Genomic DNA, 14385 nt, shown 5'->3' on the forward strand with positions numbered 1-14385 from the left:
GCTATTCGTCGTCGAAGAGCGACTGCTGCCGCTCTTCGAACAGCGTGCGCAGCATGCGCTCGGGATTGGCGAGAAACGCGCGCGTCACCTTGAAGTGCTCGGTATCTTCATACGCGACGCGCGCGATCCCTTGCTCCGTGCATTCGAAAATCCACGCGTCGGGATAGGCCATCAGAATCGGCGAATGCGTCGCGATGATGAACTGCGAATCCTTCTGCACGAGTTGATGAATGCGCGCGAGCGCGGCGAGTTGACGTTGCGGCGACAACGCCGCTTCGGGTTCGTCGAGCAGATACAGGCCTTGACCGCGAAACCGTTCCATCAACAGTTTGAGAAACGATTCGCCGTGCGACTGCTCGTGCAGCGAGATGCCGCCATAGGCATTAATGACCGGCGGTCCTGCACCTTCGCGATCGAGATTCTCGATCTCCGTCGCCACGTTGAAGAAGCTTTCGGCGCGCAGAAAATAGCCGTCGCGCGGCTTTTTATAGCCCTTCGCGATACGCAAATACTGGTGCAACTGCGAATGCGATTCGCGCGTGCCGAAACGGAAATTCTTCGAGCCGCCTTCCGCGTTGAAGCCCATCGATACGGCAATGGCTTCGAGCAAGGTGGATTTGCCCGAGCCGTTTTCGCCGATCAGAAACGTCACCTTCGGATGCGGCTCGAGCACGTCGAGCGAACGCACCGCCGGCAATGAAAACGGATAGACGTCGAACGAAGGCGCCTTGTCGCGCAGCAGCGTGATGCGGCTGATGAACTGGGTCGACAGAACCATCGCGAGGGCGGCGCGCGCGTCAATGCATCATGTTTGCCGCGCTGGTCGCTTCGTCCGTATCGACCTTGGCGACGTTTTCCTTCGTGCGGCCGATCTCGACGGCGGGCATGAACATCATCGCGATGACCGCGCTGACGGCGATCACGAACATCGCCGTGAACGTCATGTGCAGCGCGTGATGCAGCGCGAAGCGAATCTCCGAACTCGTCGCGATGCTCGCGCCGGGCGCGGCGGTCAGCAGTTGCTTCAGCTGATCCGCACTCACGGCGGGGCCGCCGCTCACATGCGTGAGGCCGTAGTTCTGCACCGCGCCGAACACGGCCGCGCCGAGCGTGTTGCCGAGATTGCGCGAGAACAAGTTCGATGCGGTGGCGCTGCCGCGCTCCATCGGCTTGACGATCTCCTGAATCAGGATCAGGCACGACACGCTTGTGATGCCCATGCCGAAGCCCAGCACCGCCGAACCGATGCCCGCCCATACGGGGTTCGATTGCGGCGATAGCAGCACGAACGGCAACGCGCCCAGCGGAATGAACACGGGCCCGATCATCATCATCATCGTCAGCGTGAGGCCCGCTTCGACCGGCGAGCGATGCATCACGCCCTGCACGTACATCGGCAGGAAGGTGGTGAGGCCCATCATCGCCATGCCGGCGAGCAGGGTCGCGGCATTGCTCGATGCGATCGGCCGATGCGCCCACAGCCCGAACGAGATCATCGGATCGGCGGCGCGGCGTTCCTGGAACACGAACAGCACGCTCGCGACGATCAGCACCGCGATCTCGATGCCCACGCGCGAATGGTTCTCGCTGCCCGCGTCGGTGAGCGCCATCATCAGCGCGGCGACGGCGGTCGTGAAGAGGCAGGCGCCGGCCAGATCGATCGACGGACGATCGTGCCGTTTTTCCTCGTGCAGGAAGGCGATGAACAGCGCGGCGGCCAGAATGCCGATCGGAATGTTGATCCAGAAGATCCACGCCCACGAAAACTGGCGGATCAGAAACGCGCCGACCATCGGCCCGAGCACGGCGCAGGTCGCCCAGACGCTGGCGAGATAGCCCTGCACCTTGCCGCGTTCGCGCGCCGGATACAGATCGCCGACGACCGTCAGCGCGACCGGCAGGATCGCGCCCGCGCCCACGCCTTGTACCAGGCGGAAGACGATCATCGCGGGCATCGACCACGCGAAGCCCGCGAGAATCGAACCGGCCAGAAAGATCGCGATGCCCACCAGTAGCGCGGGCTTGCGTCCGTAGAGATCGGCGAGCTTGTCGAACACGACCGTCAGCGCGGTCTGCGTGAGCAGGAAGGAGGAAAAGACCCAGCTATACAGGTTCAGGCCGCCGAGCTGCGTGGCGATCTGCGGCATGGCGGTCGACACGATGGTGGCTTCGATGGCGACCATCGCCATGGACGCCATCACCGCGGCGATGACAAGGGGACGGACCGTTTTCTTAGGCTGTGACATGCGGTTCACGAAGAGGAACCACCGTCCCGCGCGACGAAAAAAGGGTGCGCGCGACCGGCGGACTTGCACGAATGATGGAGAAGCGGCGACAGCGCTGTTGTTTCGACTTGTTTGACCGTTTGCGGCCCGCGCCAGATCGCATGGAGGATGCTGCGTCGCATGCAATGTTAACCCTTTGCTTCAAAAACTGCTTGCCCGTCCTCATTCAAAGCTAATTCTTGGCGCGTAGGCTGAATCTCGTGGAAGGCAGCACACGCTCGCAACACCTGTTGCCGCCCACATCTCTCTCGTTTTTGAGACCCTTGGCGTCGGTTCAGGACCCGGACCGACGCCATTTTTTTTGCTTTCGATTATCTTTCATCGCTTCGATCATGCCTTCTTTGTTGCCGGATTCGCCGGGTAGAATCGAACGGGCTGGCGGCTCGTTCTCTCCCTTCTCGACGTTGCGGAGTCGCATGATCAAATCGCTGAGGAATCAACTGGTCGTCGCGCTGGGATTGCTCGTCAGCGTGATCGGCGTGGTGCAGGGCGTGAGTTCGTACCAGCTCTCCAAGGCGGGCATGAGCGCGCTGCTCGATCTGCGGCTGGAACAGGTCGGCGCGCGTCTGCGCGACGGTTTCGCCGAAGTGATTTCGCAGAATCCATCGCGCGGATCGCAGGACGAACGCGATGTCGTGCTCGTCGTCTGGAAGCCGGATTCGAGCGTGCCGTTCCGCACGACCGATCCATCGCTGCACTTTCCGCGCGACGCCAAACCAGGCTTCTCCGATTCCGTCGTCAATGGCGAAAGCTGGCGCATCTACACGCGTCAAGACCCGACGATGACCATTCAGGTCGCGCAACGCTCGTCGGTGCGCCGCGCGCTCACGCAGGAAAACGCCGCCATGACGCTCTGGCCGATCGCCGTGCTGCTGCCGCTCGTGTGGCTCGCGGTGGTGTTCGTCGTGCAGCGCTCGCTGCGTCGCCTGAACCGGCTCGGCAGCGAAGTGCAGGCCATCGACGCGGGCCATTTGCAGCCTTTGCCGACCGCAGGCGTCTCCGACGAAATCTCGCCCTTCATCCATTCGATCAACACGATGATCGAGCGTCTCGCGCGTTCCATCGACAAGGAGCGCAAGTTCATCGCCGATGCCGCGCACGAGTTACGCACGCCGCTCACCGCGCTGCAATTGCAGGCCGACAATCTCGCGCCGCAGATCGTGCAGAGCAATCAGGAGCGTTTTCAGGAATTGCGGCGCGGCATCGCGCGCAGCAGCAAGCTCATCACGCAACTGCTGCGGCTCGCGCGCGCCGATGCGCCCGTCGGCGCCAGTCCGCTCGTGCGCGTCGATCTGGCGGAAGTCGTGACGGGCGCGGTCGCCGATGTCTTGCCGATCGCGCTCAATCGCGGCCTCGATATCGGCGCGGAAGAAATGATCGATGCGCATGTGCGCGCCATCGAAACGGATATCGGCATGGCGGTGAAGAACCTCATCTCGAACGCGGGCCGCTATACGCCGGACGGCGGCACCATCGATCTGCGCATGCGGCGCGACGGCGCGATGGCGTGGATCGATGTCGTCGATACCGGGCCGGGTATCGCGCAAGACGCGCTGCCGCGCGTGTTCGACCGCTTCTTTCGCGCGAATCCGGATATCGAGGGCAGCGGGCTGGGCTTGTCGATCGTGAAGGCGATCGCCGCGCGCTACGGCGGCGATGTCACGCTGAGGAATCGCGATGACGGGCGCACGGGCATCGTCGCGTCGATCGGCTTTCCAGTGGAAGAAACACGGACCGCCGAGGCCACCGCGCAACACGCGGCGACTGCATGAAACAAGGGATTTCCGCGCGGATTGTCGCCGACTACAATGCATGCGCCAGGGTGCGCATGCCCGCGCGATCATTGCAATAACGCCTTCTACACAGCACGATCGTGCAGTTCGATTCGCTTGCGCCGCGCGGCATTCCAAACGCCGGGTGAGGGTGAACATGCGAATTCTTCTGATCGAAGACGACGTGCAGATCGGCACGAGCCTGATGCGCGCGCTGAAGGACGCGGACTATGCGGTCGACTGGGTGCGCGACGGCGTGGCCGGACGCGAAGCCATCGACGCGGCCGAATACACCGTCGTGCTGCTCGATCTCGGTTTGCCGGGCATGACCGGCATCGAGCTGTTGCGGCAGGCGCGCACGGCGGGCAACGGCACGCCGGTGTTGATCCTCACCGCACGCGACGATCTCGATACGCGCGTGCAGGGCCTCGATCTCGGCGCGGACGATTATCTGCTCAAGCCCTTCGACATGCCCGAACTGCTCGCGCGTATTCGCGCGGTATTGCGCCGAAAAGCGGGCTACGCGGTCTCGCGTCTCGGCGACGATTCCATCAACCTCAATCTCGATCAACGCACGCTGACGTGCGGCGAGACTTCGGGCGTGCTGTCGGCGAAGGAGTTCGCGCTGATGCACGCGCTGATGGAGCGCCCCGGCACCATCTTTTCGCGCGATCAACTCGAGGATCGCCTCTACGGATGGGGCAAGGAAGTGGAGAGCAACGCGGTCGACGTGATCATCCACTCGGTGCGCAAGAAGTTCGGTCAGGCGGTGATACGCAATGTGCGCGGCCTCGGCTGGACCGTGATGCTCGGACAACAGGCGGGCAGGGAAGAAGCCAAGTAGCGTGCGACCTTCAAAAGTTCGATGCGGAAAAGTCCCGGTCGCGCGCGACCGATCCGCAAAAACGCATGCTGTAGGCGTGATCGTCTTCGTCGACCTGACGCATGCAGCGTTCGAGATCGGCCAGATCGGATGACGATGCGAAGTACGCGTCGTGCGCGTGGTCGCGCTGCGTCGAGAACAGATGAACGACGGCATTCGAAAGACGTGCAAACATGATGTGCTCCCTGATCAATAATCGGTGTCAATCGGCGTTTTGCCGATGCCACGAAGATTAGTCGTCGGGAATTAGTTTCGAATGAGCCTTGTTTCAAGGCCTCGAACGCGTTTGGCCGATAAACGCGAGATGCTCTGCATCGCGTAGCGTTGGGCAGCGCACGCGCTTGCGATGATTGCCATCGTGATAAGCGTGTCGCGTCGCACCATCCCGTGATATCTTGTCAGAACGGATGTCATATGGAACGCAGCGCTTACTCGCCCACGCCGCCATGAACGAAGTGCCCCGTCCCCTCAGTGCTCGCGACCGCGTCGAATTGCTGTGCTGGCTGACTTGCGGCAGCCTCGGCGCGTTTTATCTCAACGGCGACTGGCCGGCGGCGGTGTTCCATGTGCAGGCCGCGCACAAATGGCTCGACCGGCATCGGCGCAACGCGGACTGGCTGACGGTCGCCAAGCTCGCGGCCATCGCACGTGAGCTGGCCTCGCGTCATTGCACACTGCTCGAAGCCGACTGGGCACGCGATGCCGTCGAGGAAATCCTCGACAGCGAAGACCTCAATTACGATTCCGACGTCGTGCGGCAGGTTTTCGACGACTGCCGTCGCGCGCTGACGGTCCGGCATATGCCCGAGTGAAGAAACGCCGCTGGCGAAAATCACTGTATGGATGTACAGTAAGCCATTTTCCCCGATTTCTGGCGGCATGAAGCTCGTTTCAACCCCACGGACGCGCGTCGCGTGCTGATCATGGACGATCCGCACACGTCTTCCGGCGCGCCTTCATCCGCGAACGATTCCGCCAGGACGCGCCGTATCGCCCATCTCGACATGGACGCGTTTTTCGCCTCCGTCGAACTGCTGCGCTACCCGGAGTTGCGCGGCCAGCCGGTGGTCGTCGGCGGCGGGCGGGACGCGATTCCGGAGACCTTGCCGGACGGCTCGCGCCGCTTCAGGCGGCTGCGCGATTACGTGGGGCGCGGCGTCGTGACTACTTCGACCTACGAGGCGCGCGCGTTCGGCGTGTTCTCCGCGATGGGCATGATGAAGGCCACGCAACTCGCGCCCGACGCCATTCTTCTACCTACGGATTTCGACTCGTATCGCCATTACTCGCGCCTGTTCAAGGCCGCCGTCGCGAGCTTTACGACGCAGATCGAGAATCGTGGCATCGACGAGATTTATATTGATGTCACGGATATGCCGGGCGAGCCCGCCGAGATCGGTCAGCGCATGAAGGACGCGGTGCGCGACGCGACGGGGCTGACGTGTTCGATCTGCATCGCGCCGAACAAGCTGCTCGCGAAGATCGGCTCCGAACTCGACAAGCCCGACGGCCTCACCATCCTGACGATGGACGATCTGCCGAAGCGCATCTGGCCGCTGGCGGCGCGCAAGGTGAACGGCATCGGCCCGAAGGCGAACGAGAAAATCGCGGCGCTGGGCATTCATACCGTGGGCGATATCGCTGCCGATGTCGGTTTTTTTTTTTGCAGGCGAACTTCGGGCGGACTTACGCGGCGTGGCTGGCGCAGATCGCGCGGGGCGAGGACGATCGCCCGGTCGTCGTGAGTTCGACGCCGAAGTCGATGAGCCGCGAAACCACCTTCGAACGCGATCTGCATCCGAAGCAGGATCGCGCGTCGCTGTCGTCGAAATTTACCGACCTGTGCAAGCGCGTCGCCGACGATTTGCAGCGCAAGGGCTACGTCGGGCGCACGGTGGGCATCAAGCTGCGCTTCGACGACTTTCATACCGTGACGCGCGATCTGACCGTGCCCGTCGCTACCGACGATGCCATCGAAATTCGCTGCGCCGCGACGGAGTGTTTGAGCGGATTACGTTGAATCGGCGGCTGAGGTTGTTGGGCGTGCGGGTGAGTGCGTTATCGGTGCGGGGCGAGGGCGAGCATTTTAGCGAGCCGGTTCAGGTGGAATTGCCCTTCGACGACTGAGCGCGATTCTCCGCTTTCACGAAATCAACGAACGCGCGCAACGGTCCGGGCATATGCGCGCGGCTCGGATAGTAGAGCGACGGCCCCGGAAAGCTCTGCCACCAAGGTTTGAGCACCGGAACCAGCAAACCCTGCTCGATCTCGTCGCGCACGAACTCTTCGAAGGTATAAGTCAGCCCGAGCCCGGCAAGCGCCACGCTGCGGCCCACTTCGACCGAGCCGGTAATCAGCGGCCCGTGCGGCGTGATATGCACGGTCTTGCCGCCGCGCGTGAACTCCCACGTGTTGAGCACGCCGCTCTCGAAGCGATGCGCAATGCACGCATGATCCACCAGCTCGCGCGGATGCTTCGGCTCGCCATGCGCTTCGAGATAACTCGGTGCGGCCGCCGCGACGAAGCGCTGCGTGCGCGGTCCGATCGGCACGGCGATCATGTCGCGCTCGATGCTCTCGTCGTAGCGAATGCCCGCATCGAAACCGGCGGCGAGCACGTCGATGAAGCGATCCGTCGCGCTCACTTCCAGCGTGATGCCGGGATGCGCGGCCAGAAAGCGCGGCACGATCGGCGGCAAGATCTTGCGCGACGCGATGCCGGGCACGTTCAGACGCAGCGTGCCCGTAGGACTGTCGCGAAAACCGTTGACGGTATCGAGCGCGCCGGCGATTTCGGCAAACGCCGGCGCCAGGCGTTCGATCAGGCGCTGGCCGGCTTCGGTCGGCGTGACGCTGCGCGTCGTGCGGTTGAGCAGGCGCACGCCGAATCGCGTTTCGAGCCGGCGTATCGCTTCGCTCAGCGACGATGCGGATACGCCGCGCAATAGCGCCGCTTGGCGGAAGCCGCGCGAGCGCGCGACGGCCAGGAACGCGTGGAGGTCGGATAGGTCGGGTTCGCTCATGGGGGGATTGGCGTTGCGTCGAAGGGCGGCCTAGCTGGTGTGCGCCTGCCTTGCCCGCCCCACCACCCACACATTAAACTCCGCCCCCACAAACATCATCACACTCGTCATCACGAACACCGACCGCATCCCCGCGTGCGCCGCGATAAACCCGCCCGCCAGCGGCCCGGCCACCTGTCCGATGTACTGCGCTGACGTCGCGTAACCGAGGATATAACCCGCCGCGTGATCCGGCACGTTATGGCGCACGACGCTCGTGATCGCCGGCAGCAGCCCGCCCAGCGCGATGCCCATCAGAAAGCGCAGCACGATCAGCTGCGTCCCCGATGTCACGAAAATCTGCGGGATCAGCAGCACGCCGCACGCGGCGAGACACCAGATGATCACGCGCTGATGGCCGAGGCGATCCGCCAGCCGTCCGACGCGCGGCGCGGCCAGCACGCTGCCGAGCGCCGCCGCCGACATCACGATGCCCGCGACCAGCGTCACGTGCTTCGGATCCTTCACCAACTGCGACACATACACGGTGATGATCGGCTCGATCGACATGTTCGCGAACATCAGCAGCATGGCGCTCGCGAGCATCGCGATGACGGGCGTGAGCAAGGGCACGTCGCCCCATCCGCCGCCCTTGCGCTTCGGCTGATTCGGCGCGCGCCGCTCTTCCTTGACGAACAGCGTCGTCATGATGAACGACACGAAGATCAGCCCGCCCGCGAAGAAAAACGTCGAGCGGATGCCGATCAGCCCCGGCAGCAAACCGCCGATCAGCGGTCCGACGAGATTGCCCGCCATCATCCCCGCCGCGTGCGTGCCGAGCGCTCACGCCGTGCGATGTCGCGGTGTCTGCGTCGCGATCATCACGGTCGCGCCGCTCGCGTAGCCGCCGACGAGGCCCGCGAGAAAACGGATCGCGACGAGTTGCCAGACGGTCTGCACGACGCCGAGCAGCGACATCGTGATGGCCATGCCGAGACTCGCGCGGATCAAAATGGGCTTGCGCCCGAAGCGGTCCGCGAGCCGGCCCCACACGGGCGCCGCCAGTCCCGCCGACAAAAACGTCGCGCCGAACGCCACGCCCGACCACTGCACGGCGGAATCGACGGAGGTCGCGCCGAGTTGCTGCACGTAAAGCGGCAGAAAGGGCAGCAGCAGCGTCATCGCCATGATGGTGGTGAACGAGCCGAAAACGCAGACGTAAAGATTGCGTTGCCAGTGGGCGGAGCCTTCGTCGGAAGATGCGGACATGTGCGGAGGGTGGAATTAAGCGGCTGCGTAACTGTCGCAGAAAATCGCGGCCTTTGCTTGCGCTTTTTTACACGATGCACGCGTGCGGCACGCAATCTGCGACGCGCGTACGATCGACACGACCCAGCGCGCCTCCATGAAAATCGCGACCTTCAATATCAACGGCATTCGTTCGCGCATCGACGCCTTGCTGAGCTGGCTCGAACGCGAAGCGCCGGATATCGTCTGCCTGCAGGAACTGAAAGCGACGGACGCGCAGTTTCCCGCTGATGCCATCGCGAACGCGGGATACGGCGCGTTGTGGCACGGACAGGCATCGTGGAACGGCGTCGCGATCCTCGCGAAAGGGACGGAGCCGATCTTGAGCCGTCGCGGCCTGCCGGGCGATCACGACGACACGCAAAGCCGCTACATCGAAGCGGCCGAATGGTGTGCTGATCGGCTGCCTGTATCTGCCGAATGGCAATCCGCAGCCCGGCCCGAAGTTCGATTACAAGCTCGCCTGGTTCGACCGTCTGCACGCGCATGCGGAGAAGTTACTGCAGAGCGGCCATCCCGTCGTGCTCGCGGGCGATTACAACGTCGTGCCGACCGATGAAGACATTTACAACACGTGCTCGTGGCTCAATGACGCGCTGCTTCAGCCCGCGAGCCGCGCCGCCTACGAAAACTGCTCGCGCAAGGCTGGACCGATGCGATCCGCAAGAAGCATCCGGACGAGCATATCTACACGTTCTGGGATTATTTCCGTCAGCATTGGCAGACCAATTCGGGTCTGCGCATCGATCATCTTCTGCTGAGCAAAGACCTCGCATCGAAGCTGCAGGACGCAGGCGTCGATACGTGGGTGCGCGGCGAGCCGCACGCCAGCGATCATGCGCCGACGTGGATCACGCTGAAGCTCGGCCGCGCCAAAAAGAAAGCGTCGTGAGGTCGCAGATCAGACCATGCGGCGCGTCGAAGCGCGTGCGGTCTTCGCCACTTCGCCGCTTGCATCGAGCACGACGCCGCTGGTTTCCTCGGTGACGTCGCGCGTCGTTTCCGCGAGACTGGTCGCGAGTTGGACGCCTGATTGCGCGTCGTCGGCGGATTCCATCATGCCCTTGAACGAAATGCCGTTGCGTTCGTACTGACTGCGCACTTCGCCGATAACATCCGATTCCGTCGACGAGATGATCGACATCACATGCTGTCCGTACGATGCGGCCTTTTGCGGGAATTGCGCGAACATCACGGTTTGCCAGCCGAAGACGTCGCCGGGACTGGCTTCGTCGCCGGCGCGCAAGAGCGCGTTGCTTTCTTCGACCATCGTCTGAACGGTGTGGACGTTGAGTTCGGTCAGCGCCTGCATGCCGCTCGCGAATCGGCCTCTGATGTTGAGAAACGCCTGAAAATTGGCGCGCGCGATGGAAGGCATCTGATAAGCGAAACTGCCGGGATACTGGAACATGGACGGCTCCTGTTTCGTGAAGGCATTCGATATGGGATGAAGCGACGAGATATGACAGCCGCGTGCATGCGCGATGACAAATCGGCGATACGGGCGATAAGCGGAAGAGGTGCGCGGCCTGACACGCACGCCGCATTCCACGTCTCTGACGAAGTGCGACGCGCGGCGGTTCCCGCGCAAAAGGCGTTTATTTAAAGCACGTTCGGACGGGTCGCGCGAGATCGAGCGCGGCGAGAAACGACATGACGTGCAGGCGTCAGCCCATCGTCCACGCGTCGAGATGATCTGCGTCTTCGATCAGCGCGAGCTGTTTGTCGCCGCGCGCGGCATCGTAAAGCGTCTGGAAATGCGCGGGCGGAATCAGGCGATCACGCGTGCCGCCGTAGATCAGAACGGGTGCATCGACGGAAGCGATCTTGGCGAGATTGTCGTAGCGGTCGCGTGCCAGCGCGCGCACCGGAAACAGCCAGTAACGTTTCGCCGCGACATCGACGATGCTGGTAAACGGCGCTTCGAGGATCAACGCGTCGATGCGCGCCGTGCTCGCGAGTTGCGTCGCCACGCCCGAGCCGAGCGAATAGCCATGCAGCACGATGCGCTTCACGCGCGATGCCGCGTAGGCATGCACGGCGCGCGCATCGGCGTACAAGCCCGCTTCGTGCGGCGTGCCCGGATTGCCCGCATAACCGCGATATTCCGCGAGCAGCACGCCGTAGCCCGCATCGATCAGTTCGAGCACGATATGCGCTCGCTGCGTGAAGTCTTCGCCGTTGCCGTGGAAGAGAATCACCGTCGGCGCGGATTCGCGGCGCGGCGGCTTGAAGCGCGCGATCAGATCGAGGCCGTCGTCGGTCGTGACGGTGATCGCTTCGGTGGCGGCATCGAGCGTCGAATTGCGCAGCGCCTGAATCTGCTCGACGGGATACACGAGCCGTCCCTGCAGCCAGTAAAGCGCGGCCAGCGCCACACCGTAAGCGAGCACGAGCGCGATGATGAGGGTCCAGATAACTCCAGTCATCCGCGCATCATAAATTACTCGCGCGATGCCGCTTCGCCGTCGCTTTGCCGCAGGCTCAACGGCATATCCGCCGCGATCTCGCGCTCGACTGCTTCCGCCGATTGCCCGCGATTGAACAGCGCGTTGAGCAGAATCGCGAACACGGCGGCCAGCGTGATGCCGCTATGCGTGAGCGGCGCGGCCCATTTCGGCATGTGCTCGAAGAAGGTCGGCGCGGCGAGCGGAATCACGCCCACGCCCAGACTGATCGCGATGATGAGCAGATTGTTCTTGCTCTCGTAATCGACCTTGCTGAGGATTTTCACGCCGGTCGCCGCGACCATGCCGAACATCGCGATGCCCGCGCCGCCGAGCACGACCACGGGAATCGACGCGATCAGGTTCGACAGCTTCGGCAGCAGTCCGAGCAGCATCAGGATCACGCCCGACACCGCGACCACCCAGCGGCTCTTCACGCCCGTGATGCCGACCAGCCCAATGTTCTGCGAAAACGACGAATGCGGAAACGTATTGAAGATGCCGCCGATCACCGTGCCGATGCCATCCGTGCGCAAGCCGCGCGAGGCCGCTTCGCGATCGACGGGCCGGCCGGCGAGATCGCCGAGCGCGAGAAACATGCCGAGCGATTCCACCATGATCACGACCATCACCAGACACAGCGACGCGATGGCCGCGATATCGAAAACCGGCGAGCCGAACGCGAACGGGCGCACCGGCGCGAACCACGCCGCGCGTCCGACGCCGGAAAAGTCGACCAGCCCGAGCGCCAGCGCGATCGCGAAACCGATCGCCATGCCGAGCAGCACCGAGATATTCGCGACGAAGCCGCGCAGCGTCTTGTTGATCAGCAGAATGGCGAGCAGCACGATGGCCGCGACCATCAGATTGCGCGGATCGCCGAAGCCGGGCGCGCCGCGTCCGCCGCCGGCCCAGTTGATCGCCACCGGAAACAGCGTCATGCCGATGGTCAGGATGATCGTGCCCGTGACGATCGACGGAAAGAAGCGCATCAGCCGCTCGAAGAACGGCGCGATGATCACCGCGAACTCGCCCGCCTCGATGGTCGCGCCGAAGATCGTCGTGATGCCCGCGCCGGAGGACGCCATTGCGACCATCGGCCCGACCGGCGCGAAGCTCACGCCCATGATCACCGGCAGCCGAATGCCGAACTTCCACACGCCGATGCACTGGATCAGCGTGACGAGTCCGCAGGCGAACAGATCGCTGCTGATCAGAAACGCGACCTGATCTTTCGGCATTTTCAGCGCCGCGCCGATGATCAGCGGCACCGCGATCGCGCCGGCGTACATCACGAGCACGTGCTGAATACCGACCGCGAGCATCTGGCCGGCGGGCAGCACTTCATCGACGGGATGGATCGTTTGGGCCATATGCGCTCCGGGAAAAGTGCCGCGCTTCGAGTATTGCACCGGAGCGCGCTCAAAAAAATATTGGCGGCGCTATACGGCGGATCGCGCGGGAGCGAACGGTCGGGCGTTTGTTTCGCGGCGCGATATCGGATTGACGGTTATACGGATGAGCGGTATTGGTGAGTTCGTTTGTGGCGGGAGATGGCCGACCGCTCGTCGCGACGCCGGCAAAACCTAGAGCGACCCCAAGACATGCGACGGATGCGTCTATTTCCGAAAGCCGTTCGTCTGGCTGCGATCGCGCCGCTGTTCGTCAGCACCGGCGCATCCGCGACCTGTACGTATTTGAACGGCGAATCGCCGCGAACCTATACCTACACGGTTCCGCCGCTGACGTTTTCCCGCGATACGGCCGTCGGCACCGTGCTCTATACCCAGCGCCTGCCGGCTCAGCCTCCGACTGTCCCGTTCGCCTCCTGCTCGGGCGGCGGCGTGCCCAATCGCAGCGTGACCGGCGGCGCCATGGTGACGAGCAACCCTTACACGTTCGCCACCAACGTTCCGGGCGTCGGCGTCCGTTTCTACGATGCAGGGCCGACCGGCACGGGATACCGATATTGGGGCGCCGGCAATCAACAGTCGTTCAACGGCAACTGTGGCTGGAGCAACGAGGTGCTGGGACTGGAAGTCGTCGCGACCGGTCAGATCGGCAGCGGCACCATCGACGGTTCCACCGTTGCAACGTTCAGTCTGGACGGTCTGCTCATTTCCACGCTGCAAATCACGCCGTTTCCGGTGACCGGATCGAGTTGCTCGGTCAACACGCAAAACATCACGGTGAAGATGCCGACGGTCAACACGTCGGCCCTTTAGTCGATCGGCACGACGGCGCTGCCGCAAAACATGTCGATCGATCTGAACTGCGCCGCCAACGTTCGCGTCTACATCACGCTGACGGATGGCGTCACGCCGTCCAATACGTCGAACATATTGACGCTCAAGCCCGCGTCGACCGCGCAGGGCGTCGCGCTGCAGCTCGTCAACAATGGCGTGCCCGTGACGTTCGGCCCGGATTCGTCGATCGCGGGCAATCAGGGGCAATGGCTCGTCGTGCGCTATATCCAGACATCGGCGACGGTGAAACCCGGCAGCGTGGCAAGTCTCGTCACCTTCACGATGTCGTATCAGTGAGCCGCGTCGGCAGATTCACTAGGCTCTGTTCACATTTGAAGAAATGTGTTTACATCTCATCTTTTGCGTAAGCGATCAAGATGAGTCGAATGTTGCTGACCGATGAGATATGGGGACGACTGGAGTCCATTGTTCCGGGTAAGCC

13 protein-coding genes and 3 pseudogenes are annotated in these 14385 nt (G+C 63.1%); 7 read left to right on the plus strand and 9 right to left on the minus strand.

The window, feature by feature from the left end:
• Window position 1: 1 nt before the first annotated feature.
• From BVER_RS00660 to BVER_RS32180, 3 genes are all read right to left on the minus strand, one after another.
• On the minus strand, window positions 2-778 hold the full coding sequence (locus BVER_RS00660; protein ID WP_050451506.1) for an AAA family ATPase: 777 nt from the start codon (window positions 776-778) through the stop codon (window positions 2-4).
• A gap of 19 nt (window positions 779-797) precedes the next feature.
• Entirely contained in the window at window positions 798-2246 is a 1449-nt protein-coding gene (locus BVER_RS00665; RefSeq protein ID WP_050451508.1) for an MFS transporter, read from the minus strand.
• Window positions 2247-2559: 313 nt separating this feature from the next.
• Window positions 2560-2703 (minus strand): hypothetical protein, encoded by a 144-nt coding sequence (locus tag BVER_RS32180; protein WP_198155104.1) that lies wholly within the window; start codon window positions 2701-2703, stop codon window positions 2560-2562.
• Here BVER_RS32180 and BVER_RS00670 point away from each other — a divergent pair.
• Together BVER_RS00670 and BVER_RS00675 are read left to right on the plus strand one after the other, a co-directional pair.
• Entirely contained in the window at window positions 2702-4057 is a 1356-nt protein-coding gene (locus BVER_RS00670) for a sensor histidine kinase (RefSeq protein ID WP_050451511.1), read from the plus strand. The two genes, BVER_RS32180 and BVER_RS00670, sit on opposite strands and share 2 nt — an antisense overlap.
• 157 nt (window positions 4058-4214) lie before the next feature.
• Window positions 4215-4901 carry a response regulator transcription factor gene (locus tag BVER_RS00675; protein ID WP_050451550.1) on the plus strand — a complete coding sequence of 229 codons (687 nt, stop codon included), beginning with the start codon at window positions 4215-4217 and terminating at the stop codon, window positions 4899-4901.
• A 10-nt stretch (window positions 4902-4911) separates the two neighbouring features.
• Here the strand turns inward: BVER_RS00675 and BVER_RS00680 are convergent, their stop codons facing one another.
• Window positions 4912-5115 (minus strand): DUF3563 family protein, encoded by a 204-nt coding sequence (locus BVER_RS00680; RefSeq protein WP_050451513.1) that lies wholly within the window; start codon window positions 5113-5115, stop codon window positions 4912-4914.
• Between the two features lie 271 nt (window positions 5116-5386).
• Here BVER_RS00680 and BVER_RS00685 point away from each other — a divergent pair, with 271 nt between their 5' ends.
• On the plus strand, window positions 5387-5752 hold the full coding sequence (locus tag BVER_RS00685) for a hypothetical protein (RefSeq protein WP_050451514.1): 366 nt from the start codon (window positions 5387-5389) through the stop codon (window positions 5750-5752).
• A 111-nt stretch (window positions 5753-5863) separates the two neighbouring features.
• Window positions 5864-7067 (plus strand): annotated as a pseudogene (gene dinB / locus BVER_RS00690) (DNA polymerase IV).
• Here dinB and BVER_RS00695 read toward each other — a convergent pair.
• On the minus strand, window positions 7040-7963 hold the full coding sequence (locus BVER_RS00695; RefSeq protein WP_050451516.1) for a LysR family transcriptional regulator: 924 nt from the start codon (window positions 7961-7963) through the stop codon (window positions 7040-7042). The pseudogene dinB and the gene BVER_RS00695 sit on opposite strands and share 28 nt — an antisense overlap.
• Before the next feature lie 30 nt (window positions 7964-7993).
• A pseudogene (locus BVER_RS00700) lies at window positions 7994-9211 on the minus strand (MFS transporter).
• Window positions 9212-9347: 136 nt separating this feature from the next.
• Between BVER_RS00700 and BVER_RS00705 the strand changes: the two are divergent.
• Window positions 9348-10142: pseudogene (locus BVER_RS00705) on the plus strand (exodeoxyribonuclease III).
• Between the two features lie 9 nt (window positions 10143-10151).
• Here the strand turns inward: BVER_RS00705 and BVER_RS00710 are convergent.
• From BVER_RS00710 to BVER_RS00720, 3 genes are all read right to left on the minus strand, one after another.
• Window positions 10152-10661 carry a phasin family protein gene (locus BVER_RS00710; RefSeq protein ID WP_050451518.1) on the minus strand — a complete coding sequence of 170 codons (510 nt, stop codon included), beginning with the start codon at window positions 10659-10661 and terminating at the stop codon, window positions 10152-10154.
• 256 nt (window positions 10662-10917) lie between these two features.
• A complete protein-coding gene (locus tag BVER_RS00715) occupies window positions 10918-11679 on the minus strand; it encodes an alpha/beta hydrolase (protein ID WP_050451521.1) in 762 nt (253 codons plus the stop codon).
• Window positions 11680-11693: 14 nt separating this feature from the next.
• Complete coding sequence (locus BVER_RS00720; RefSeq protein WP_050451522.1) at window positions 11694-13070, minus strand: nucleobase:cation symporter-2 family protein; 1377 nt, start codon at window positions 13068-13070, stop codon at window positions 11694-11696.
• 180 nt (window positions 13071-13250) lie between these two features.
• Between BVER_RS00720 and BVER_RS00725 the strand changes: the two genes are divergently transcribed.
• Together BVER_RS00725 and BVER_RS00730 are read left to right on the plus strand one after the other, a co-directional pair.
• A complete protein-coding gene (locus BVER_RS00725) occupies window positions 13251-13922 on the plus strand; it encodes a hypothetical protein (protein ID WP_157055859.1) in 672 nt (223 codons plus the stop codon).
• Window positions 13923-13952: 30 nt separating this feature from the next.
• On the plus strand, window positions 13953-14240 hold the full coding sequence (locus BVER_RS00730) for a fimbrial protein (protein ID WP_050451526.1): 288 nt from the start codon (window positions 13953-13955) through the stop codon (window positions 14238-14240).
• Window positions 14241-14385 lie beyond the last annotated feature (145 nt).

This window comes from Candidatus Burkholderia verschuerenii, assembly GCF_001189365.1.
GTDB lineage: Bacteria > Pseudomonadota > Gammaproteobacteria > Burkholderiales > Burkholderiaceae > Caballeronia > Caballeronia verschuerenii.

Coding starts and splice junctions, on each gene's coding strand:
- BVER_RS00660 (WP_050451506.1), bottom strand. CDS start 778: ATGGTTCTGTCGACCCAGTTCATCAGCCGCATCACGCTGCTGCGCGAC.
- BVER_RS00665 (WP_050451508.1), bottom strand. CDS start 2,246: ATGTCACAGCCTAAGAAAACGGTCCGTCCCCTTGTCATCGCCGCGGTG.
- BVER_RS00670 (WP_050451511.1), top strand. CDS start 2,702: ATGATCAAATCGCTGAGGAATCAACTGGTCGTCGCGCTGGGATTGCTC.
- BVER_RS32180 (WP_198155104.1), bottom strand. CDS start 2,703: ATGCGACTCCGCAACGTCGAGAAGGGAGAGAACGAGCCGCCAGCCCGT.
- BVER_RS00675 (WP_050451550.1), top strand. CDS start 4,215: ATGCGAATTCTTCTGATCGAAGACGACGTGCAGATCGGCACGAGCCTG.
- BVER_RS00680 (WP_050451513.1), bottom strand. CDS start 5,115: ATGTTTGCACGTCTTTCGAATGCCGTCGTTCATCTGTTCTCGACGCAG.
- BVER_RS00685 (WP_050451514.1), top strand. CDS start 5,387: ATGAACGAAGTGCCCCGTCCCCTCAGTGCTCGCGACCGCGTCGAATTG.
- BVER_RS00695 (WP_050451516.1), bottom strand. CDS start 7,963: ATGAGCGAACCCGACCTATCCGACCTCCACGCGTTCCTGGCCGTCGCG.
- BVER_RS00710 (WP_050451518.1), bottom strand. CDS start 10,661: ATGTTCCAGTATCCCGGCAGTTTCGCTTATCAGATGCCTTCCATCGCG.
- BVER_RS00715 (WP_050451521.1), bottom strand. CDS start 11,679: ATGACTGGAGTTATCTGGACCCTCATCATCGCGCTCGTGCTCGCTTAC.
- BVER_RS00720 (WP_050451522.1), bottom strand. CDS start 13,070: ATGGCCCAAACGATCCATCCCGTCGATGAAGTGCTGCCCGCCGGCCAG.
- BVER_RS00725 (WP_157055859.1), top strand. CDS start 13,251: ATGGCCGACCGCTCGTCGCGACGCCGGCAAAACCTAGAGCGACCCCAA.
- BVER_RS00730 (WP_050451526.1), top strand. CDS start 13,953: ATGTCGATCGATCTGAACTGCGCCGCCAACGTTCGCGTCTACATCACG.